We start from the raw sequence: 21237 nt of genomic DNA, 5'->3' as shown, positions 1-21237 counted from the left end.
AAACATCCTCCGCGCGCCGATTCTAAATATCGGCTCAGGCTGTTTCCAGTTCGGCTAGCGAGTGGGTTGGATAGGCGATTCCTCAACCGATAGCAGGAATCGGGAAGAACAAGTGGCAAGTTTGACGGGAAGGACTATCTTTCATAGGCAGCGCAATTCATTCACGCAGCTCGCCCATTTAGCTTCCGGCATTCGCTGCCTGTTTGCTCGATTCCGCAAAACGCGATGAGGTTTGACGATGGTTGAAGGCAAAATCGTGCAATGCATCGGCGCCGTTATCGACGTGGAGTTTCCGCCTGGGCACATTCCAAAGATCTACGACGCGCTGGTGCTGGAAGGCTCGGACCTCACACTCGAAGTCCAGCAGCAGTTGGGCGACGGCGTGGTCCGCACCATCTGTCTGGGCTCGTCGGATGGCTTGCGCCGGGGCCTGATGGTGAAGAATACCGGTCACCCGATTTCCGTGCCGGTCGGGAGGGCAACCCTCGGCCGCATCATGGATGTACTGGGGCGTCCGATCGATGAAGCTGGGCCGATCGATAGCGAGCACACGCGTTCGATTCACCAGAAGGCGCCGGCATTCGAGGAGTTGTCGCCGTCGACGGAACTGCTCGAAACCGGCATCAAGGTTATCGACCTGATCTGCCCGTTTGCGAAGGGCGGTAAGGTTGGCCTGTTCGGTGGCGCAGGCGTGGGCAAGACCGTGAACATGATGGAACTGATCAACAACATCGCTAAAGAACACGGTGGTTACTCCGTGTTCGCCGGTGTTGGCGAGCGGACCCGTGAAGGGAACGACTTCTATCACGAGATGAAGGATTCGAACGTTCTCGACAAGGTGACGCTCGTGTACGGCCAGATGAACGAGCCGCCGGGCAACCGTCTGCGTGTCGCGCTGACCGGTCTGACGATCGCTGAATACTTTCGTGACGAAGGCCTCGACGTACTGTTCTTCGTCGACAACATCTACCGTTTCACGCTGGCAGGCACGGAAGTGTCGGCACTGCTCGGCCGTATGCCGTCGGCCGTGGGCTATCAGCCTACGCTGGCTGAAGAAATGGGTAAGCTGCAGGAGCGTATTACGTCGACCAGGACCGGTTCGATTACATCGGTTCAGGCCGTGTACGTCCCTGCGGATGACTTGACCGACCCGTCGCCGGCTACGACCTTCGGCCACCTGGACGCAACCGTCGTGTTGTCGCGTGACATCGCTTCGCTGGGTATCTATCCGGCTGTGGACCCGCTCGATTCGACCTCGCGTCAGATCGACCCGAACGTGATCGGCGAAGAGCACTACTCGATCACGCGTGGCGTGCAGCAAACGCTGCAACGGTACAAGGAACTGCGCGACATTATCGCGATTCTGGGTATGGACGAACTGGCGCCGGAAGACAAACTCGCCGTGGCGCGTGCGCGGAAGATCCAGCGTTTCCTGTCGCAGCCGTTCCATGTCGCCGAAGTATTCACGGGGACACCGGGCAAATATGTATCGCTGAAGGAAACGATTCGTGGCTTCAAGATGATCGTCGACGGCGAATGCGACAGCCTGCCGGAGCAGGCGTTCTACATGGTCGGCACGATCGACGAGGCTTTCGAAAAGGCCCGGAAAATGAAGTAGATCCGGGCCTGGGCAGGCGCTTGTTCCTGCGGCCTTATTTGGCCTGCCTCATTCGGCCTGGGTCATTCGGCCTGGGTCAGCGACACCGATGCTTCACTCGTCAGCGCGAGGAAGGTCAGCGTCTCGCGCAGATAGAGGCGCACTACCGTGTCGGTATGGCTCGAATAACCGATCGACAGTTCTTCGCCGAGGTGCAGTTCGAAATCGCCGCCGCGTGTGGAGATCACGCTGCCGCCTGCCAGCGCGGGCGCCCAGATGACGTCGCCGCTCACAATCCGCTTGATGTGTTCGATGACCGGATAGCCTTGGTCGCGCGCCTCGGCGAGTGCCGTGTAGGCGTCGGCGCCAAGCAGCACCGAATAGGGGCCGTCGACACCGGCAAGCCGCAGTTCTTCGAGCGCGTTGCTGATCGTGTTCGGATAAGCGGCAATGTCGGCCGGTAGTGCGAGCGCCGGGTTCGACGAGCCTTCGCGCAGGCCGCCGATACCCGCGGCCTTGTAGCCGTCGAAAATCGCGCGATCTTCGGCATAGGCGAGTTCTTTTGCGGCTTCCTTCGCGGGCTGCCAGTCAGCATCTTTTGCGCCGCGCAAGACGCTGTCGATCGCTTCGCGCTGCAGTTCGAACGGCACGGTCAACTCGACAAGGCTCTTGACCTCGGACAGCTTCGCCACAACGCCCGGCTGCGGCGCGGCGATCGCGATCTGGTGCCCGGTGCCGACGCCGGATAGTTCGGTTCCGCCAGGGCCCTTGACGTCAACCACTCGACGGCCGGCAACACTGCGCTTGAAGGTGCGAGCCACTTCGTCTTCGATCTGCGACCAGGCGGCATGAGAGATGGGGGCAAGCTCGCGATGCAGATTATTCATGTTGAGAGATTCCCTTGAGAGAGCCAATATTCAGCGAGCCGTCATGACGCGGCCCTGCGGATGAAGAGGAGTCGGGCGCTGGCGCGACCACGGCGGCAGTTTGCGGATCGCGATCCGCGAGCGCCTCGAGCAAGCTGGCCGACGGCACGAAGAAGAGGTTGCCCGTGACCGCGCGGCTGTAATCGAGCAGCCGGTCGTAGTTGCCCGGCGGCCGCCCGACGAACATGTTTTCCATCATCTGCTCGATCGGTTCGGGCGAACGCGCATAGCCGATGAAGTAGGTGCCGAACTCGCCCATGCCGGGGCGCCCGAACGGCATGTTGTCGCGCAGGATCTTCACTTCCTCGCCGTTCTCGGTGATCGTGGTGAGCGAGCTGTGCGAACAGGTGGGTTTGACCGCTTCGTCGAGTTCGATATCGGACAGTTTCGTGCGGCCGATAATGCGCTCCTGAGTCTCGACCGAAAGCGCGTTCCAGCCGGTCATGTCGTGCAGGTACTTCTGCACGATGACGTAGCTGCCTGCCTCGAATTCCGGATCCTCGTCGCCGATAAGCGTGAAGTCCACGGCCTCGCGACCTTCCGGATTCTCGGTACCGTCGACGAAGCCCACCATGCTGCGCAGATCGAAGTTGCGAAATCCGTGCACTTCTTCGATCACCGTGACCGCATCGCCGAGCCGTCCCGCCAGTTGCGTGGCGAGTTCGAAGCAGAGATCCATCTGATCCGCGCGGATGTGCAGCAGGATATCCCCGGGCGTGCTCACGGCGCGGCGTTCACCCGAGCCGAATTCGCGAAACGGATGCAGGGCCGCCGGGCGTGGCGCGCCGAACAGCGTGTCCCACACGTCGGAGCCGAAGCCGACCACGCACGACAGGTTGCCGGACGGGACGCGCTTGCCCACCGAGCGCACCAGGGCGGCAACGTCGCCGCACCACGCACGCACCTGTTCAGCGGGGTCCTGACCATCCTTGAGGGTCGCGACGATGAAGATCGCGCTACGGGTAATGTTATTACATACGGCTTGCGGTTCTGGGATGTCGTCTTTAGGCATCGGATTGATTATGGATAAACCGTCACGGATTCCAGGAGTGGAGCGAATGCTTTCTGTTTGCTATACACCCGGGGATGTTATACCGCCGAGGCACTTTATGGAAAGTGCGTGAAGGTCTTCAACGAGTTCGCACGCGGCCTTGAGAAGGCCGAATGACGGTTCGATAGCGTTGCGCGGGCTGAGCCAGCCGGCGTTGTGCCAATGCGGTGTCGGGCGTGATTGGGCGCCGATATGTTTCGACATTATTCTGTCGTAATTCTCTGCGTCTGTTTCGATACTTCATATTGGGTCCGACAGTCTTTTATTCTCCTGTCATACCGTTACCATCCGAACAGGCTTCGCTATTGTGGCCCAGAAGGCGACGTCAATTAATTCGCATTGCGAATGGAGGTTGAGTACGGTGAACCTGCTCGAAGCCATGCGCATCTACGTCAGGATGGTTGAACGCGGGAGTATTTCCGGCGCGGCGCGAGACCTCAATATCGGTCAGCCGGCCGCGAGCGAGCGCATCGAGCGGCTCGAGAAGTATCTGGGCTGCCGGCTTCTGCTGCGTAGCGCGCGGGCTTTCAATTGCACGCCTGAAGGGCTTACGTTCTATGAGCGCAGCAAGCGGATCCTGCATGCCGTGGAGCAGGCGGTCGCCGAGGTGTCGAACGACGGCGAGGAGCTCAGGGGCACGATCCGTATCGCGGCGCCGCACTGCTTCGGCGAAACGATCGTGCCGGAGGTATTGACGCGGGTGCGTGAGACCTATCCGCAACTGGAGCTGGAACTGGTTCTGAACGACAGGATCGTCGATCTGGTGACGGAGGGCGTGGACATTTCATTTCGTCTTGGGCAACTGGGCGAAGGGGCTTTCATTGCCCGCCAGTTGGGTCAGGTTGGGCGCGTGCTGGTTGCCGCGCCGGGCTATCTGGGGCAGCACGGTCCGATTGCCGAGCCGTCTGAACTGGTGAAGCATCCGTTCATCCGGGTGCAGGGCATGTTCGGCACGGACCAGTTGCCGCTCAGGCACGTCGCGACGGTGGTGGAAAGCGTGCCGATCCGCACTGCGATCAGGACGAGTCATTGGCGGCCCATGTATGAAATGATCCTCGCGGGTGCGGGCATCGGCGTGCTGGAAGAACCGGCGTGTGTGGAGGCGCTTGCGGACGGGCGGTTGGTCCGCATCCTGCCGGGTGTCGACCTGCCGCCATTGGAATTGAATCTCCTGAGTCAGACACAGCGCGAGGTCTCCACGCGGGTACGGCTGATTGTGACGATGCTGAACAACTGCACGCCGGACATTCTCGGCAGAGTGCGCGCGGAGGTCGATGCTCACTTCGACCGATGCCATGCATCGGAAATAAACCGATGGCACGCGCTGCGAAAATCACTATCTTTGATAGACACCGTCAGCGATACGAGGAGCTATCAAATGGCACAGCAATTGATTGTTGCAGTTTTCGACAGCGTGGACGTTGCCGAAAGAGCGGGCCGGGATTTCAGGAATTTCGAGGAAAAAGACCTTGGTTTCAAAATCGAGAGCGGCGTACTGGTTCAAAAGGACGCTACAGGTAAGCTGATTTTGCTCGACAAGCAGACCCGGCCGTTTTGGGGCACAGTGATCGGTGCGTTAACTGGCGGTCTGATCGGAATGCTCGGGGGGCCGGTCGGGTCGATCCTTGGCTTCACGATCGGAGCGAGCGGTGGATTGGCTGAGCACGCAATCAAGGACGCGTTCGATGACGACCTGGTCGCCGCGATAACCAGCAAACTGAGTTCCGGCCATGTGGCATTTATCCTCGAAGCGCAGGAAGCGTCACCGTTTGAAGTCGACAATATCGTGCTCGGTTATGGCGGCACCATTTTCCGCAAACCGCTACCCTGATCGCGAGCACCATGCAATCTTCAGGAGTAACCGGACATGACTGTACCGACCGACGAAGCCGTCACCCGTGAAGCGATTGAAGGGCTCTATCGCGCCTTCGAGCAGAAAAGCGTCCCCTTGTTACGAAAGGTGGTGACCCCGGACTGGGAATATGTTCCCGAGCCCGTCGGCGTGTCGCCAGGACCCGACCAGATGGTTCCCATATTCGCGACCCTTGCCACAGCGTTGCCGGATATGAAAATCGCTATTCTCGACGTGCTGATTCATGGGGACCGGGTAGGCGTTCGTGCGGAGGTCAGCGGCACGCAAACCGGGGAGCTACTTGGCATTGCTGCCAGTTCCAGACACATCAGTTTCGCGATTCACTCTTTCCATCAGATGCGCGGAAGTCTGATCGCGAAGACGTGGCACCTGGAGGACTGGTTGTCGGTTTTCCGGCAGCTTGGGCAGTTGCCGCCCACGCTTGGACGGTCTTGAGTTGCGGCCGGTACGGACGCGCCAGCGCCGGGAAAAGTGTCAATGCGCGTGATGGATTGCTGCCGCGACCAGAAGATGAAACGGCAGCACGAGGAGCGCGGTGCCGCCGACGCCGAGTAGCCACAATGCAACGAACCATAGCAGACCGTGGCGCGGCGTTTCAGGGGTATCGCGGCGTGTCTGTGACATGGCATGACTCCTGTCGGCATGGGCGCGAATCTGATAACGAAGCGGGCGCTTGTTCAGTTTGCTCGATTTATTCTAGGCGATCGAATGGTATAGAGCTATCTAAAACCAGACGAGCGAGGCGCGCCGAAGGATTGACCTTCGACGCGCCTCGCTCTGCTTTACCCGCGTCAATGCATCAGAACCGGTGCTGAATCCCCGCCGTCACACCCGCTTGCGTATCCGCTGCGCCGGTCAGATCGCGCGACAGGCTGACCGCGTTGCCATGCTTGGCCATGGCATAACCGCCCGCCATATACAGCACGGTTCGTTTTGACAACGCGTACTGCCCGCGCAGGGAGATCAGCGTCGGATCGGCGTCGCTCGCATCCTTGATGTCCTGATGATAGACCGCGGCAAACAGCGAGAAGAACGGCGTCACGTCGTATTGACCGCCAAGCCAGTACATATCGCTGCGCAACGTCGGCGCGGCGGTGTGGAAGGTGCGCCGATAGTTGCGATAGCCGGCCATCGCCTTCACCGCGCCGAAGTCATAACTCAAGCCCGCGTGAATGCCCTGGATGTAGTTGGTGGTGTCCGCGGGCGTCACGCTGTCGTTGGCGCCGTTCTGCCGGTCGAACGTAGCGACCACGGCGAATGGACCATTCTCGTAGCCCAGCCCGAAGTCATATTTCGAGCTCGACTTCATGCTGCCCGGCACGTTGCCGAAGCCGTACATGGCGCCGAATTTGAAACCGGAGAATGTGCCGTCATAGCGCACGGAATTGGCCGAACGCGAGAACAAGCCGTCCTTGCGGCCACCCGTCGCCGTGGATGAGGTCGCCCACGAGTAGTTCGGCGCGTAACCCATTGGGTCGAACTGCAGCATGTAGTCATAGGTGGTCGTGAAATTGCGGCCGAGCGTGATTTGCCCGAAGCGGTTTTTCAGGCCGATCGTGGCGCGGCGGTCGAAAATCGCGCCGGGGCCGTCGTCGAACTGACCGTTCGCAATGTTGATGCCGCTCTCCAACTGAAAGACCGCCTTCAGGCCGCCGCCCAGATCCTCGACGCCACGCAGGCCCCAGCGCGAAGTGTTCTTGCCGCCGGACACGAGCCGCGCGGCGCCGCCGTCCTTGCTCGCGTGATTCACATACTCGACGCCCGCGTCGACGATGCCGTACAAGGTCACGCTCGATTGCGCATGCGCCGTTGCTGCAAATCCGGCGAGGCCGGCGCAGGTCATGCCAAGGGTTGCCTTCTTCATACTCCACTTCATCAACAGTCTCCTGTGCTTGGTTTTTGTACTTCGGTTGGGGATGCGGTGCTGCCAGGTCCATCGACACTTGTTAGCTCGCCTGCGCGAACGCCCAGCAGTCGTTGGCGGGAAATTCAATCCAGTGGCGGCCGGCCGCGCGCGGCACGTGGCCGAAGGCTCGCAAGCGCAGATCGCCGCAATGGAACAGGTATTCCCAGCGGTCGCCGAGATACATCGAGGTAATCAGGTCGGCCTCGAGGCGGTTCGCGCCCGGACCATCGGCGACCTGCACACGTTCAAGGCGAATCACGGCCTGTGCGTTTTGCCCGGCGCTGAGCGCTTCGCGCGCCTGAGCCTGCAATTGCCAGCCGTCGCCGGCCAGCGTCACGCGTTCGCCGTCGACCGCAGCCACGCGCGCGTCGATGCGGTTATTGCTGCCCATGAACTCGGCGGTATAGAGCGAGCGGGGCGCGCCATACAGTTCGGCCGGCGTGCCTTCCTGTTCGATGCGTCCGTTGCGCAGCAGCAGGATGCGATCGGACATCGCCATCGCCTCCGTCTGGTCGTGCGTAACGCACAACGCGGACAAACCCAGCGAAACGATCAGTTCGCGCAACCAGGCACGCGCTTCTTCACGCAGCTTGGCGTCGAGATTCGACAGCGGTTCGTCGAGCAGAATGACGGGCGGGTTGTAGACCAGCGCGCGCGCAATCGCCACACGCTGTTGCTGGCCGCCGGAAAGCTGATACGGATAACGCGCGGCGAGATGGCCGAGGCCGAGCTGGTCGAGCGCGGACTGCACGCGTTTTTTCTGCTCAGCGGCCGATACGCGTCGCAACTTCAAGCCATAGCCGACGTTGTCCGCCACGGTGCGATGCGGCCATAGCGCATACGACTGAAACACGAGACCGAGCGAGCGTTGTTCGACCGGCAGATTGACTTTAGCGGTGCCGTCGAAGAACACCTTGCCGTCCAGTTCGATACGGCCCGAGGAGGGCTGCTCGAGTCCCGCGACCGCGCGCAGCAGGGTGGTCTTGCCGCTGCCCGATGCGCCGAGCAGGCACACCACTTCGCCGGGGTTCAGGTCGAACGACACACCCTTCAGAATCGGGTTGTCGCCATAGCTGAGAAACAGGTTGTCGACCGAGAGCTTATCCATGCAATTTCACTCCGAAGCGCAGGGCGACGCCGAGTCCGACGCCGACCATCGCGATGTTGATGACAGAAAGCGCCGCGACCTGATCGACCGCGCCGGTCGCCCACAGCGACACCAGCAGTGCGCCGATCACTTCGGTGCCGGGCGAGAGCAGATAGACCGCGGTCGAGTATTCGCGCTCGAAAATCATGAAGATCAGCAGCCATGCCGCGAGCAGGCCGAAGCGCACGAGCGGCAGCGTCACGTCGAGACTGACGCGCGCGCGGGTGCCGCCGACGCTGCGGCCCGCTTCTTCGAGTTCGGGTCCGACTTGCAGCAGCGCGCTTTGAATCAGGCGCATGCCGTACGCGAGCCACACGACCGTGTAGGCAATCCAGATGCTCCACATGGAGTTCTTCAATTCCTTCAGGCCGGGCACGAAGAGGAAGATCCACAGGAAGGCGAGACCGGCGAGCAAGCCGGGCACCGCACGCGGCAGCAGCACGAGGTAATCGAGCAGGCGCGTGGCCCAGTCGTTGCGGCGATGGCCCGCAAAGGCGACCAGCGAATAGAAACCCACAGCCAGTGCGCCGCCGATCACCCCGATGCCGAGCGTGTTGAGAATCGCGCGAACCAGGTTGTCCTGTTCGAACAGTTCGGTGAAGTTTGCGAGCGTCAGCACGTCGGCGAGATTCACGCCTTCGCCCCAGTTGGTGACGAACGCGCGCAGCGTGATGCCGGAGAGCGGGACGAACACCGTGAGCAGCAGCCACAGCGCGACGATTGCCAATGCAACCCAACGCCATGCGCCGAGCGGCAACACGGTCTGACGTCCCGCTTTACCCTTGACCGTGACAAAGCGGTTCGCGCTCTTCAGCAAGCGTCGTTGCAACAGCACCAGCGGAAAAGTGATTGCGACGATGCAGACGGCGACCGCGGCCATCAGGTGATACGAAGGTACGCCGAGCTTGTTCGTGAGCTTGTACAGGTACGTCGCCAGCACGAGATGGCCTTCGGGGTCGCCGAGCACGAGCGGCAGGCCGAACACTTCGAAGCCGAGGAAGAACACCAGCACGCCCGCGAACAGCAGCGCGGGCAGCGTCATCGGCAGGCTGACGTCGAGCGCGACGCGGAACGGCCGTGCTCCGGCGACGCGCGCCGCCTCTTCGACATCCGAGCCGAGATTGCGCAGCGCCGCCGACGAATACAGGTACACGTGGGGCACATGCGTGAGCCCGACGATGATCGTGATCGCGAGAACCGAATACACGCTCCAGGGCGCTTCGGCGGCGCCGAACAATGCCTTCCACCAGACCGAATAGAAACCGACCGGGCCGGCCGCGACCACGTAGCCGAATGCAAGCACCATCGGCGAAACGAATACGGGGGTGAGCAGCAGCGGTTCGAGCCAGCGGCGTCCAGGCAAGTCGGTGCGCACCATCAGGAACGCCAGAATGCCGCCGAGCGGGATCGAGATGAACAGCATCCCGCCCGCGATGATGAAAGAGTTCTTCAGCGCGGACCAGAAGTCGGGATCGCTGAAAATGAATTCGAAACCGGCCAGACCGAATGTGCGTTTCGCGTCGAAGAACGGCGCGTTCAGCACGCTTTGCAGCAGAATGAAGCCGAGCGGCAGCGCCACCGCGACGGTCAGCACCGCGACGACGAGCCAGCGCAGCAAGCCCGCAAATGGCTGCAGACCGCCGCGCGGCAGCGCGCCTATCGTGCCGCCGTCGGCCGCGCGTGGTGAGGCATCGCGGTGTCCGGTTGCGCTAGTGGAAAGCATGAGTGTCCCCCTGCAGCGTAAAAGCCGCATATCGACAGGTAGTCAGGAAAGGTGGGGCGCCCGCGCGTTTCGGCGCGCGCGCCGTCAGGTCAGTCGAGGCTTAACGCTTGATCGACTGTTGCCATTGCTTGAGGAATTCAAGCCGCTTGGACTGGTCGAGATACACCAGCAGGCCGGCGCCGATCGGGATCGGCTTGAGCGAGTCGCCAAGCTGCTTCGTCAGACCGGCCATCGACGTTTCACCGTCTACGTCCGCACGAATCGAGAACAGGCTCGCCTGGTTTGCGAGCAAGGTCTGACCGCGTTGCGACAGCAGATAGTCGACCCACAGCTTCGCGGCATTAGGGCTTTGCGCCTTCTTCGAAATCGTCACGAGGCGGCTCACCACCAGCGTGTAGTCCTTCGGATAGACGTAGCCGATCGACGGGTCTTTCTTCGCTTTGGTGAGCGCGTACGAACCGAGAATGTTGTAGCCGATCAGGTTTTCACCCGACGAGATACGTTCCATCATCGCGCCGGTACTCGATTGCAGCTTCGGGCCGGTTGCGCCCATGGCTTTCACGAGATCCCAGGTGACTTGCGGATTGACGCGCGCGTCCTGCGTCAGATAGTTGAAGCCGACACCGGATTTTTCGATGTCGTACGTCGTGACCTTACCCTTGAACTGATCGGGCTTGTTTTGCAGCAGCTTGATCAGATCGGCGCGCGTTTGCGGCACTTCGCCGGCCGGCAGCAGGCGCTTGTTGTAGACGATCGCGAGCGGCTCGTAGGTGGTGCCGTATGCCTGCTTCTGATACTGCGCCCATTGCGGCAACTGCTTCGCTTCGGGCGATTCGTAGCTGGCCATCAGACCGTCGTTGACGAGCTTCACCTGCAGGTCCATCGCCGAGCTCCATAGCACGTCGGCGCTGGTGCTGCTGGCCGCGTTCTCGCTGATGTAGCGGTTGTACAGCTCGGTGCTGTTCATGTCGTTGTATTCGACCTTGATGCCGTACAAGCTTTCAAAATCCTTGATGAGCGGGCGCACGAGGGCGGTGTCCGTGACCGAATACACGATCAGCTTGCCTTCCTTCTTCGCTCCGTCGACGGTGGTCTGGTAGTCGCTGGGATAACCGGCCGGAAAGGCCGCCCACGCTGAGTTTGCGGCGAATGCAACCGCTACGGCGAGATACTTCAAAGAGATTTGCACGTCTTCCTCCAGAAAACATTGTGTTTGTTTTGTGTAGGCGAATGGTAAGAGAATCATGCTTTCTGAATGCTTTCAGTTTTCGAAAGAAATGCGTCACAATGGTCGAATCCGCCTCATGGATTTCCCTGGGATTCTGTTTATGCGTGTGCTGCTCGTTGAAGACAATCCGATCCTTTCCCGCTCGCTGACCGACGCGTTGACCAGCGCGAAACTCACCGTCGATTGCATGCACGATGGCGAATCCGCCGACCATGTTTTGCGCACGCAAGACTACGCACTCGTGATTCTCGATATCGGTCTGCCCAAGCTCGGCGGCCTCGAAGTGCTACGCCGTCTGCGCGCGCGGCGCAACGCGGTGCCCGTCTTGATGCTGACCGCGCATGGTTCGGTGGAAGAGCGCGTGCGCGGCCTCGATCTCGGCGCTGACGACTACCTCGCCAAGCCCTTCGCGCTCACTGAACTGGAAGCACGTGCGCGGGCCCTGTTGCGCCGCAGTCATGGTCAGGAGCCGTTGCACGCGCAGTGCGGCACGCTGCTTTACGACAGTGTCGATCGCGGCTTCACGCTCGACGGCGAGCCGCTCGCGTTGACGCCGCGCGAACGTTCGGTACTCGAGGTGCTGATCCTGCGCAACGGCCGCGCGATCAACAAGGACACACTCTCGGAGAAAATCTTCGGGCTCGACGAATCGGTGAATGCCGATGCTATCGAAATCTACGTGCACCGTTTGCGCAAGAAGCTCGAACGCAGTTCGGTCGGCATTGTGACGTTGCGCGGGCTCGGCTATCTGCTGGAAGCGAAAGACGTATGACGCGGCCGAATCTGCGCGTTCGTGTCGCGCTCTGGTTGTTGCTGCCCCTGCTTTTGCTACTCGCTTTCGATGCATGGCTCACGTATCAACGCGCAATGAACGCGGCGCACGCGGCCTTCGATCGCACGCTGGAGTTTTCGCTGCGCTCGATCCGCGACGGCATCCGTTTGCGCGACGCCCAGATCGAAGTCGATTTGCCGTATCTGGCGCTGGAGATGTTCGAATCGAACGGCGGCGGCAATATCTACTATCAGATTCGCGAGGAGGGTGGCCGGGTGGTGACCGGCTATCCGGACTTGCCGGCAGGCACGAAGGCGTCTGGCGATCTCTACAGCGTGCAGTTTTACGACGACATGTTTCGTGGCCGCCCGCTGCGCGTTGCGATGCTGCGGCTGCCGGTCCACGACGTGCCGAGCGCGCAAACGCGCGTGGTGCTGGTGCGGGTCGGCGAAACAATCGAACAGCGCCAGGCGCTGGCACGCGAAATTCTGATCGGCTCGTTGCAACAGGAATTCCTGCTGGTGGTGCTTGCGCTAGGCATTGTGTGGCTGGGGGTTGCGCGCGGCTTGCGGCCGCTGAACCGCCTGTCGGCCAAAGTCGCCGCGCGTGCCGAGAACGATCCGACGCCGCTCGATACGGTGGGCCTGCCGAGCGAAGTCGCGCCGCTGGTCGATTCGATCAATCAGTACATTGGCCGTACGCAGTTGATGCAGTTATCGCGCAGGCGATTTTTCAACGACGCCGCGCATCAGTTGAAGACGCCGCTTGCGATCATTCAGGCCGAGTCGGAGCTTGCGCTGCGCGATATCGAAGGCGGTGAAGAAGCCTCGATCGGCAGCCGGCGGCACGGCGTGCATTTGCGGCGGCTGAATCGCGCGGTGCAGCAGGCGGTGCGCATCGTGCAGCAACTGCTGTCGCTCTCGCGGCTCGATGCGGACAGCGGATATACCGTCAAGCATGCCCCTGTGCCGCTGCACAAGGTAGCGCGCAGCGTGACGCTCGACTGGTCGCCGGTCGCGCGCGCTCGCGGCATCGATCTCGGCTTCGAACAGGACATGCGTATCGAGGTGATGGGGCAGAGCGATCTGCTGGCGGAACTGGTCGGCAATCTGATCGATAACGCAATTCGTTATTCCGGCGATGGGGCAGTGATTACCGTACGCGTTGCATGTGAAGCCGGGCAGGCGCTGCTGCAGGTGATCGACAACGGACCGGGGATTGACGTCGGCGAACGCGACGCGGTGTTTGAGCGCTTCTATCGTAGTGAGGCGACGCAAGCGGTCGAGGGTAGCGGGCTGGGCTTGTCGATCGTGCGGGAAATTGCGCGCGTGCATGGCGCGTCGATCGCGTTGAGTGAGGCGCCGGGTGGTGGTCTCGTGGTCAGCGTGCGGTTTCCGATGTTAGAGGCCGCGCTCGCGTGATGACCACGCTGTAATCACTATGCGCGGATAGCGAAGCTCCTTGCGTACGCGGTGGCGACCGTCTCGCTACCCCACACCTTGCCGTCGATGAGCCGTGGGGCATGTTCATCGCCAGGCACGGCTACGCCAACGCGCGCGGCTGCTTCGCGATACAACTGCGTCTGATTGATTCGCGCCGCGATTTCCGCGTAATCCGCGCGCGCGTCGATCATGCCCCAGCGTTCGAACTGCGTGAGAAACCAGGCGCCCTCGGCGGCGCGCGGGTAGTTCACCGCGCCGTTGTCGAAGAACCGTACCGGCAGGCCATGCGGCGCCGATGCAGCGATCTCGTTGCCTAAGCGCTCTGCGATCAACGCTTCATCGATGCCGATGAATTCGGGCCGCGCAAGCCAGTGTGCGATCTCCTCGCGATGTCCGGCGCCGTCGAGCCAGCGGCATGCTTCAAGCATCGTCTGGACGAGGGCGCGCGCGGTATTCGGATTCGCCTCGACAAAATCGTGCCGGCATGCCAGCACTTTCTCGGGATGATCGGGCCACACCTCACTCGTATAAGTGACTGTTCTGCCGACACCGTTCGCTTCCGCCATTGCGTTCCATGGTTCGCCGACGCAGAGGCCGTCGAGCTTCTCTTCGGAAAGCGCGGCGACCATTTGCGGTGGGGGAATCACCACGCTCTCAATATCGCGCAATGGATGCACGCCTTGCGACGCGAGCCAGTACGACAGCCACATTGCGTGCGTGCCGGTGGGGAAGGTCTGCGCGAACACCGGCTTGCGGCCGAGCGTCGCCAATGCTTTCGGTAAGCTGCCGTGTTCGGCCAACGCATCGGCGAGGCGCGTTGACAGCGTAATCGCCTGGCCGTTGCGATTGAGCACCATCAGCACGGCCATATCCGTTTGCGGACCGCCGAGGCCGAGCTGCACACCGTAGACGAGACCATAGAGCACGTGGGCCGCATCGAGATCGCCGCTTAGAAGCTTGTCGCGCACGGCAGCCCATGACGGCTGTCGGCACAACTCCAGCGTCAGGCCATGGGCGTGGCCGAATTCGAGCAGCTTGGCGGCGATGAGCGGCGCCGCATCGGACAGTGCGACGAAACCGAGCCGAAGATGAGTTTTCTCGAGCGGTGCGGGCACGGACGAGGAGGAGGCGGAGGCGGCAGAGTTCATGAGCGGCGCTTCATTTGAGCGATTCCGCCGACGCGATAACAGCACGCGCGACTTCGGCGAGTTTGACGCCCTGGTTCATTGCGCGTTTGCGCAGGTTGGCGTACGCAGCGTGTTCGGTGATCTTCTGTTGATCCATCAGCAGGCGTTTGGCGCGATCGATCAGCTTGCGTTCGGTGAGTTCGCTTTCGACTTGCGCGAGCCGTTCGCGTAGCTGCGACTCCTGCGCAAAGCGTGCGAGCGCCACTTCGAGAATCGGCGCGAGCCGTTCCGTGGCGAGACCTTCGACGAGATAGGCGGTGACGCCCGCGCCCACCGCGTCGCGAATCAGTTGCTGGTTCGCGTCGTGGCTGAACATCAGCACCGGGCGGGGTGCGGTGGCATTCATCACCGCGAGCTGTTCGAGCGTATCGCGCGACGGCGATTCCGTATCGATGATGATGACGTCCGGCCGTTCGCTCTGCACCACGCGGTGCAGCGCTTGCGGCGTCGCCGTGCCGGCCAGCATCTCGTAGCCAAGTCGTGCGAGTGCGTCGCGCAGATCGCCTATCGGCTTGTCGGTATCGGTAACGAGAAGAACACGCAGCATGGGGGAGGGTTTATCGACGGCTGACAATCGATAAAGCAACCTGTATGCCAGTGCCGGCCAACCACGGCGAAGCTCACGCAATCACGGGCTTATCTGCGGTGCCGGCAAAGGCGGCTGCACTTGCGCGGTGCGTCCGTGGGGTGTGCACCGAAGCGGGGCGCCATATCACGCCACACCCGCACCGCAGCACGCACTCTTCATGCCGGCGGCCAGTTTTGCGATGACGCCCGACCGGGCAAAGCAGCGAAAGCGAACGCGTGCGCTGATCAATACCACCGCGCGTAACTGCGAGGCGAGAACAGGCAACTGACTGCAATCATGGCGGCTATGCTGACGGCGAGCATGATCCATGCAGCCCCAAACCCGCCGCTCCAGCCGCGAACGATGCCGGCAAAAACGGGCGCGACGGCGGCGACGATAAACCCGACACCCTGAGTGAACGCGACCAGCTTTCCCGCGACGCGATGATCGGCCGAATGATCCATGGCGGTCACGAGCGTCAACGAGAACGTCCCGCCAAGTCCGGCGCCGGCAACGCCGACCCAGACCAATGGCGCCGCATCGGGCCATAGGATCAATCCGAGCAAGCCGACGAATTGGGCGGACAAGCCCAGAACCAGCCACGGCCGCCGGTCCCGGAATGGCGCTGCGGCCAGCGGAAGCAATAAGGCTGCTGCTGCCTGAAACATCGTCATGCTGGCAAGCAACGAGCCGCTATCCGTGACACTCACGCCACGCTGCTGGTAAAACGCGGGCAACCACGCGACGAGCGTCGTGTAGCCACCGTTGACGATGCCGAAGTAGAGGCCAAGTGTCCACGCGCGCCGTTTGCGCCACAAAAGAGGCGCCACGGGACGCGTGACAGCGGACTGTGCTGCAACCCCGGCCGAAGACCGAAGATTCAGACCCAACCAGCAGATCAGTGCGATCAGCGCAGGAATAGCCCATACCGCGAGCCCTGCATGCCACGATCCCATCGCGTTGCTCACCCATGGACTCAGGCGCGCCCCCAGTCCGCCGCCACCCATGATCGATGCCGAGAAGACGCCCATCGCCAACGGCACCCGCGTATGGAAGCGCTGCTTCATGACCGCGGGCAGCAGGGCCTGAATCGCCGCGACACCGACGCCCGCCAGCGCAGCCGTGAACAACAGGCCGGCGCCGCTTGCGGCCGTCGCCCAGCGCGCGCCGCAAGCCAGGCCGATCGCCAGCAAACCGAGCGCGACACCGCGCGTCTCGCCGACCGTACGGGTCAGCGCGCCGGCACCGAACGCGCCGATGCCCATCGCGACAACCGGCAGGCTCGTCAGCAATGACGCGCCGTAGAAGCTCAGACCGGTTGCCGCACGGATCGTCGTCATCAATGGGCTGATCGACGTCAGCAAGGGCCGCAAATTGATGCCGATCACCACGATCACGCCCAGCCACAAGGCATCACGCCACGTCAGCGCGTGGGATGCAGGGGGGGCGTCGGCACGGGCTGAAGTGGCGCTGGAGTGCGAATTCACAATGGACCTGGAGGCGAGAGGTGGACGCTGCCGGTAAGCGCAAAAAAGCTGCGCGACTTTGGCGGCATGGCTGGAACAGCGTGTCGAAGAGAACGAAAAGTTCATCCGAGACCTATTTTGGTCAACAATAGTATCATTAAATGGTTAACCATTTTTTGTGATTCCTGGTATAGGCTGCCGTGTAGCCGCGCCGTGAACACATGGCGCTGGTCGTGCGCCATCGCTACAATGCCCGGCGACATCGCTCCATTTCCGTTACTGAATTCATGGCCCCACGTTCCCGAAGTGCATCGTCTGCCGCTACAGAAACGCCTCTTCACACCGTGATCGAAGACGACCCTGTCACGATCGAAGAGCGCATTTACGCGTCGATTACGGCGGCGCTGTTGCAAGGCCGTTTGCGGCCGGGCGCGCAACTGGTCGAGCGCGATCTCGCTGCCGCGTTTGGTTGCACGCGTGGCGCGTTGCGCAAGGTGCTCGCGCGGCTGGGTTTCGAGGGCAAGCTGGTGCTCGAGGCGAATCGCGGCGCGTTTGTGCCGTCGCCGTCGGAGGAAGATATTCGGCAGGTGTATCGCGCCCGGCAGATCGTCGAGGCCGGCATAGTCGCGGCTTTGTGCGGGAGTTTGAGTGCGGCTCACAAGCGCCGCCTGCGCGCGCATGTGCGTGGCGAGGAGAAGGCGTCACGAGCGGGCGCGGTCGACGCATCCGTGAGGCTCGCGGGCCAGTTTCATGTGTTGCTGACCGAGCTCGCGGGTGGTACGGAATTGCTTGGCCTGGTAGGTCAACTGGTCGCGAAGACCGAGCTTTACAAGGCGTTGTTCGATCCGTCGAAGGGCTCGACCTGCTCGGCGGACGAGCACAGGCAGATTATTGAAGCGCTCGATGCGGGAGACCTGCATGCGGCACTCGCGGCGATGCGGGAGCATCTGTCGGAACTGGAAGAGCGGGTGGTCGAGCAGGCGCGCAAGAGCGCCGCCGGAGAGGATCTCGTTGCGGTGTTCGGGGCGTAGGAAGGCACGGAAAGCGCAGGGAAGCGCAGATAAAGAGGGCGTGACGTGTGCGGCGCCGAGGCGCGCCGCTCAGGCTCGAGTCAATGATTCAAGCCGGAGAAGGCGCGCGAAAGGCTTCGCGAACAACCAGACAACAACAGTTCACCACGCGTTGACCGGTCACGAAGCAGATCGATGAACGGTCAGCGTGCCGCCAGTTTTAACGGCGACGGAATTGCGTATTGCGTGCGCCGCCGCCACCGGTGGCGCGCTCGTCTTTGTGACGGAAATTGATCCGGCCTTTGGTCAGATCGTAAACCGACAGTTCCAGCGTCACGCGGTCGCCCGCGAGAATACGGATGTGATTCTTGCGCATGCGCCCGGATGCGTAAGCGCCAACCACGACGCCGTTGTCGAGCGTCACGCGGTAACGACTATCCGGAAGTACTTCGTCGACGATACCGTCAAGTTCAAGCAGTTCTTCTTTCGCCATGCATAACTCCTGGTCGATGGGATAAGTGGGTGTTGGCCACGCGGTCAAGCCCGGCGCAACATCTGATACGGTTGACAGCTGGCTTTCGGGCCAACTGCTGCGGCACCAGCAGATTCGCTGATAGTACCGCTCAAAGATCGGCGACGGACTGGCCGTCTACGCGGCCGTCGATCAATTGCTCGGCGTGGGCCATGCACGCAATGCGCGCCTTGCCCGTGCCGTCGAACGGAAACAGGTACTGCAGACGGAACACACGCCCGTCGGCCGCCGGATTGGCGCCAACGCGGCAGATGCGCACCGACGCGTCGTAGCCTGCGTCCGGATTGCGGCTCGTTTGACCGTCCGCCGGGCGGCGCGGATAGACGAGCGGGTGAATTTCGTAACCCTTGTACGTCTTGATAGCTGAATTCATGAAGCACGTGTCCTGTATTACGTGGCCCCCGTGTCACGCGTGTTACGCGCGGCACAACAGGCCGGGCAGCGCTGCACCTTGGGGCGCGCCGCCATGGAAAAGGGTTGGCACAGGCCCAATGGCAAGGGCATGAGCGCGGCCGCGCAAAATCGCGGATTCGATGGAGAAGAAACACGCTGATGTCGCGCAGACATCGGGCGCGTAAATGAACTACTCAGCTGCACAACTCGCGACGGCGAATGCAGGCGGCGCATTGCCGGAGTGACGGGATCGCCGACAGGCGGCGGTCGAACAGTCGGGGGTGGTGCGGAGACGCCAATTGAAACTGTGCTTGATACTGCCGGTGTTACGGATGCGGAATACAGCCATTCCAATATGATGCACTAAATGGGGCTAATTGGATAGCAAAAAGTTCCGTGCGCGGGCAAACCGCCCAACTGGCGGGGCGTTGGGCGAGAAAAGGCTGCTGCGGACGGGGCGCCGGCAGCGGACCGGCGCGCCGCGCCCGAGACGGCGCCGGGAGGATAAAGGCGGGTCTCAGCGGGTCGTTTCGGCGACGCGCTTCTGCAACTCGCGTGAAGCGGCGAGCGGAATGCGTGCGTCATCCCAGCCGGCCAGCCATTCGACTTCCTTCGACGTAAAAATCTGCCCGTGATTGCGCAGCGTGTATTGCAGGGAATCGATGATGTGGTTGCGAATGATTTCCGGCGTGCCTTCATCATCGAGCACGGCGCGAAATGCTTCGAGCGTGGCCATCTGTTGCTCCGTGAAAGGGTAGATTCTTTTATCGCACGAAAAAAAAGCGCCCGCCACGCGGACAAAAATGCTTCGGTGCGGATGCAACAACGGGAACCCGAGGAAATCGTCTGGTTGAACGCCCATCAAAGCGCTGCGCGCGATGCGGCCCCGCAATAAAACCGCGCGGCGCAGTCCCTCATGCCGTGGCGGTCGCGGTCGTCGAGTGGGGTCGTTACAATGGCGCGTTATTGCATGTTATTGCGCCTCGCTGCCGGGCAGCGTTGTGCTTGCCGCGCCTGACGGCCATAACCCCGGCGCCTTGCCTGGCTCTTCGGAGCACAAGCGGCGCCGCATCCCTCGAACACTGCGATTCATCAATGCGCAAGACAACCGTCTCTCCCGTGAAAGATCTGCTGCTGGAGCGCTACGCATCCATCGCCGACGGTATCGCGGCGCTGTTCTACCCCTGTGCCGAAGTCGTGATTCACGACCTGCGCGACCAGACGATCGCGTATCTCGTGAACAACCTGTCGAAGCTCGAAGTCGGCGGCCCGTCGGTGCTCGATGAAGTCCACTATGCGGCGCGGGGCCGGACGATCGGGCCCTACGAGAAGCTGAACTGGGACGGCCGGCGTATGCGCTGCGTCAGCAATATCCTGTTCGACGACGAAGGCAAGCCGGCCGGCATGCTGTGCGTCAACTTCAACATCGCGGTGTTCGAAGATGTACGCTCCACGCTCGATCTGTTCATCAAGGGCGGCAATCTGAGCGCCGCGCCCGCGGAGGAACTGTTCCGCGACGACTGGCAGGACCGCATCAACACGTTCCTGCACACGTGGCTGCGCGAGCGGCAAATCGGCATCAATGCGCTCACGCGCGAGCACAAGCGGGAAATCGTCGAGGCGCTGCACGCGCAAGGCGCGTTTCGCGGCCGCAGTTCCGCGAACTATGTGGCCGCCGTGCTGACCATGGGGCGCGCCACCGTCTATAAGATTCTGAAGCAGATGAAAGAGGGCGGCTGAGCGTCACTGCATGGTCGTGTCGATCCGGGTGCCCCGTTTGATGAACAAGGTGACCGGCGTTTTCTCGCAGATCTCGGCGAGGCGGTTGCGCTGGCTATCGTCGAGCGGGCCCTCTACCGAGACGGTGCGCCGAATGAATTGACCGCCGTCGCGCTCGACGTGCAATTCCGTGTCGACCTTGATCCGGCCGCCCGGCCAGGCCTTTCTCTGCATGTACATCCGCAGCGTGGCGGCCGTGCATGCCGCGAGACCCGAGAGCACGAATTCGAACGGCGCCGGGCCGCTATCCTGGCCGCCTTCTCGCGGCCCTTCATCACCGAGCAGGCTGTGTGTGCCCGCATCGACTTTGACGACATAGTTGGGCGCGTCTGCGTCCGAGATGGCGCTTGCGATCGCGAGAGTCATTTTTGTCCTCACTGTTTATCCATGGACCATCTGGCTGAAACGCCCGGCGTTGAAATACGTGCTTGCCGGCCGGAATCTCGTCGGGCAGATCCATCACGAAGAGACCCCGCACCGGATGCAGGATATCAACGCGGCGTCGCGCGTGCACCCTCGCACCTCACGCTGCTTCCAATCGACGCCTGAAATCGACGCCGTGTGACGTGCTTCATCGTGCTCCCGGATGGTCCGGCGCGATACGACAGTTCTACTGTCTGCTTGCCATCGTGAAAAA

21 protein-coding genes and 1 pseudogene are annotated in these 21237 nt (G+C 61.9%); 8 read left to right on the top strand and 14 right to left on the bottom strand.

All coding sequences use genetic code 11. The annotated features are described in order from the left end of the window. Window positions 1-238 precede the first annotated feature (238 nt). Complete coding sequence (gene atpD / locus HWX91_RS08595; protein WP_028194721.1) at window positions 239-1618, top strand: F0F1 ATP synthase subunit beta; 1380 nt, start codon at window positions 239-241, stop codon at window positions 1616-1618. Between the two features lie 62 nt (window positions 1619-1680). Here the strand turns inward: atpD and HWX91_RS08590 are convergent, their stop codons facing one another. Then, window positions 1681-2484, bottom strand: coding sequence for a family 1 encapsulin nanocompartment shell protein (locus HWX91_RS08590; protein WP_028194720.1), 804 nt, complete (start codon window positions 2482-2484; stop codon window positions 1681-1683). Continuing rightward, the gene (locus tag HWX91_RS08585; protein WP_028194719.1) at window positions 2477-3535 is read right to left on the bottom strand and encodes a Dyp-type peroxidase; all 1059 of its coding nucleotides are present in this window, start codon (window positions 3533-3535) and stop codon (window positions 2477-2479) included. The genes HWX91_RS08590 and HWX91_RS08585 overlap by 8 nt, the downstream gene beginning before the upstream one ends. A gap of 400 nt (window positions 3536-3935) precedes the next feature. Here HWX91_RS08585 and HWX91_RS40635 point away from each other — a divergent pair. Together HWX91_RS40635 and HWX91_RS08570 are read left to right on the top strand one after the other, a co-directional pair. Further along, a pseudogene (locus tag HWX91_RS40635) lies at window positions 3936-4826 on the top strand (LysR family transcriptional regulator); the annotation flags it as partial. 615 nt (window positions 4827-5441) lie between these two features. After that, complete coding sequence (locus HWX91_RS08570; RefSeq protein ID WP_028194718.1) at window positions 5442-5882, top strand: ester cyclase; 441 nt, start codon at window positions 5442-5444, stop codon at window positions 5880-5882. A 39-nt stretch (window positions 5883-5921) separates the two neighbouring features. Here the strand turns inward: HWX91_RS08570 and HWX91_RS08565 are convergent, their stop codons facing one another. The 5 genes from HWX91_RS08565 to HWX91_RS08545 all read right to left on the bottom strand — a co-directional run bounded on the left by HWX91_RS08565 (window position 5922) and on the right by HWX91_RS08545 (window position 11412). After that, entirely contained in the window at window positions 5922-6071 is a 150-nt protein-coding gene (locus HWX91_RS08565) for a hypothetical protein (RefSeq protein ID WP_167346809.1), read from the bottom strand. 175 nt (window positions 6072-6246) lie between these two features. Next, entirely contained in the window at window positions 6247-7323 is a 1077-nt protein-coding gene (locus tag HWX91_RS08560) for a porin (protein ID WP_028194717.1), read from the bottom strand. 70 nt (window positions 7324-7393) lie between these two features. Further along, window positions 7394-8461: an ABC transporter ATP-binding protein gene (locus HWX91_RS08555; protein WP_028194716.1), complete on the bottom strand. Its 1068-nt coding sequence runs from the start codon at window positions 8459-8461 to the stop codon at window positions 7394-7396. Continuing rightward, a complete protein-coding gene (locus tag HWX91_RS08550) occupies window positions 8454-10223 on the bottom strand; it encodes an ABC transporter permease (protein ID WP_025496326.1) in 1770 nt (589 codons plus the stop codon). Before HWX91_RS08550 ends, HWX91_RS08555 begins: the two co-directional genes overlap by 8 nt. Before the next feature lie 100 nt (window positions 10224-10323). Then, window positions 10324-11412 carry an ABC transporter substrate-binding protein gene (locus tag HWX91_RS08545; RefSeq protein WP_025496325.1) on the bottom strand — a complete coding sequence of 363 codons (1089 nt, stop codon included), beginning with the start codon at window positions 11410-11412 and terminating at the stop codon, window positions 10324-10326. 139 nt (window positions 11413-11551) lie between these two features. Here HWX91_RS08545 and HWX91_RS08540 point away from each other — a divergent pair, with 139 nt between their 5' ends. Together HWX91_RS08540 and HWX91_RS08535 are read left to right on the top strand one after the other, a co-directional pair. Beyond that, window positions 11552-12223, top strand: coding sequence for a response regulator (locus tag HWX91_RS08540; RefSeq protein WP_042274031.1), 672 nt, complete (start codon window positions 11552-11554; stop codon window positions 12221-12223). Next, window positions 12220-13644: a sensor histidine kinase gene (locus tag HWX91_RS08535; RefSeq protein WP_028194714.1), complete on the top strand. Its 1425-nt coding sequence runs from the start codon at window positions 12220-12222 to the stop codon at window positions 13642-13644. Before HWX91_RS08540 ends, HWX91_RS08535 begins: the two co-directional genes overlap by 4 nt. A gap of 17 nt (window positions 13645-13661) precedes the next feature. Here HWX91_RS08535 and HWX91_RS08530 read toward each other — a convergent pair whose 3' ends face one another. From HWX91_RS08530 to HWX91_RS08520, 3 genes are all read right to left on the bottom strand, one after another. Then, window positions 13662-14813, bottom strand: coding sequence for a CmpA/NrtA family ABC transporter substrate-binding protein (locus tag HWX91_RS08530; RefSeq protein ID WP_028194713.1), 1152 nt, complete (start codon window positions 14811-14813; stop codon window positions 13662-13664). Window positions 14814-14823: 10 nt separating this feature from the next. Then, window positions 14824-15399 (bottom strand): ANTAR domain-containing response regulator, encoded by a 576-nt coding sequence (locus HWX91_RS08525; protein WP_028194712.1) that lies wholly within the window; start codon window positions 15397-15399, stop codon window positions 14824-14826. Between the two features lie 266 nt (window positions 15400-15665). Then, the gene (locus HWX91_RS08520; RefSeq protein ID WP_028194711.1) at window positions 15666-16907 is read right to left on the bottom strand and encodes a cyanate transporter; all 1242 of its coding nucleotides are present in this window, start codon (window positions 16905-16907) and stop codon (window positions 15666-15668) included. A gap of 266 nt (window positions 16908-17173) precedes the next feature. Between HWX91_RS08520 and HWX91_RS08515 the strand changes: the two genes are divergently transcribed. After that, the gene (locus HWX91_RS08515) at window positions 17174-17917 is read left to right on the top strand and encodes a GntR family transcriptional regulator (protein ID WP_028194710.1); all 744 of its coding nucleotides are present in this window, start codon (window positions 17174-17176) and stop codon (window positions 17915-17917) included. A 199-nt stretch (window positions 17918-18116) separates the two neighbouring features. Here HWX91_RS08515 and infA read toward each other — a convergent pair whose 3' ends face one another. The 3 genes from infA to HWX91_RS08500 form a co-directional block, all read right to left on the bottom strand. Beyond that, window positions 18117-18389, bottom strand: a complete 273-nt coding sequence (gene infA, locus HWX91_RS08510; RefSeq protein ID WP_012427521.1) for a translation initiation factor IF-1 — start codon at window positions 18387-18389, stop codon at window positions 18117-18119. A gap of 130 nt (window positions 18390-18519) precedes the next feature. Then, complete coding sequence (locus tag HWX91_RS08505; protein ID WP_028194709.1) at window positions 18520-18801, bottom strand: hypothetical protein; 282 nt, start codon at window positions 18799-18801, stop codon at window positions 18520-18522. 537 nt (window positions 18802-19338) lie between these two features. Continuing rightward, window positions 19339-19557, bottom strand: coding sequence for a hypothetical protein (locus HWX91_RS08500; protein WP_028194708.1), 219 nt, complete (start codon window positions 19555-19557; stop codon window positions 19339-19341). A 359-nt stretch (window positions 19558-19916) separates the two neighbouring features. On the opposite strand from HWX91_RS08500, the gene HWX91_RS08495 reads away from it, so the two are divergent. Further along, window positions 19917-20561: a helix-turn-helix transcriptional regulator gene (locus tag HWX91_RS08495; protein WP_028194707.1), complete on the top strand. Its 645-nt coding sequence runs from the start codon at window positions 19917-19919 to the stop codon at window positions 20559-20561. A gap of 3 nt (window positions 20562-20564) precedes the next feature. Here HWX91_RS08495 and HWX91_RS08490 read toward each other — a convergent pair whose 3' ends face one another. Next, a complete protein-coding gene (locus HWX91_RS08490) occupies window positions 20565-20966 on the bottom strand; it encodes an OsmC family protein (protein ID WP_028194706.1) in 402 nt (133 codons plus the stop codon). Here HWX91_RS08490 and HWX91_RS08485 point away from each other — a divergent pair. Then, window positions 20941-21165, top strand: a complete 225-nt coding sequence (locus HWX91_RS08485) for a hypothetical protein (RefSeq protein WP_102857548.1) — start codon at window positions 20941-20943, stop codon at window positions 21163-21165. The genes HWX91_RS08490 and HWX91_RS08485 overlap by 26 nt on opposite strands. Window positions 21166-21237 lie beyond the last annotated feature (72 nt).

Origin of the sequence: Paraburkholderia fungorum (assembly GCF_902833645.1) — a bacterium.
GTDB lineage: Bacteria > Pseudomonadota > Gammaproteobacteria > Burkholderiales > Burkholderiaceae > Paraburkholderia > Paraburkholderia fungorum.
Note: the sequence above shows the minus strand (reverse complement) of the source record. Positions and strands in the feature narration are given on the sequence as shown.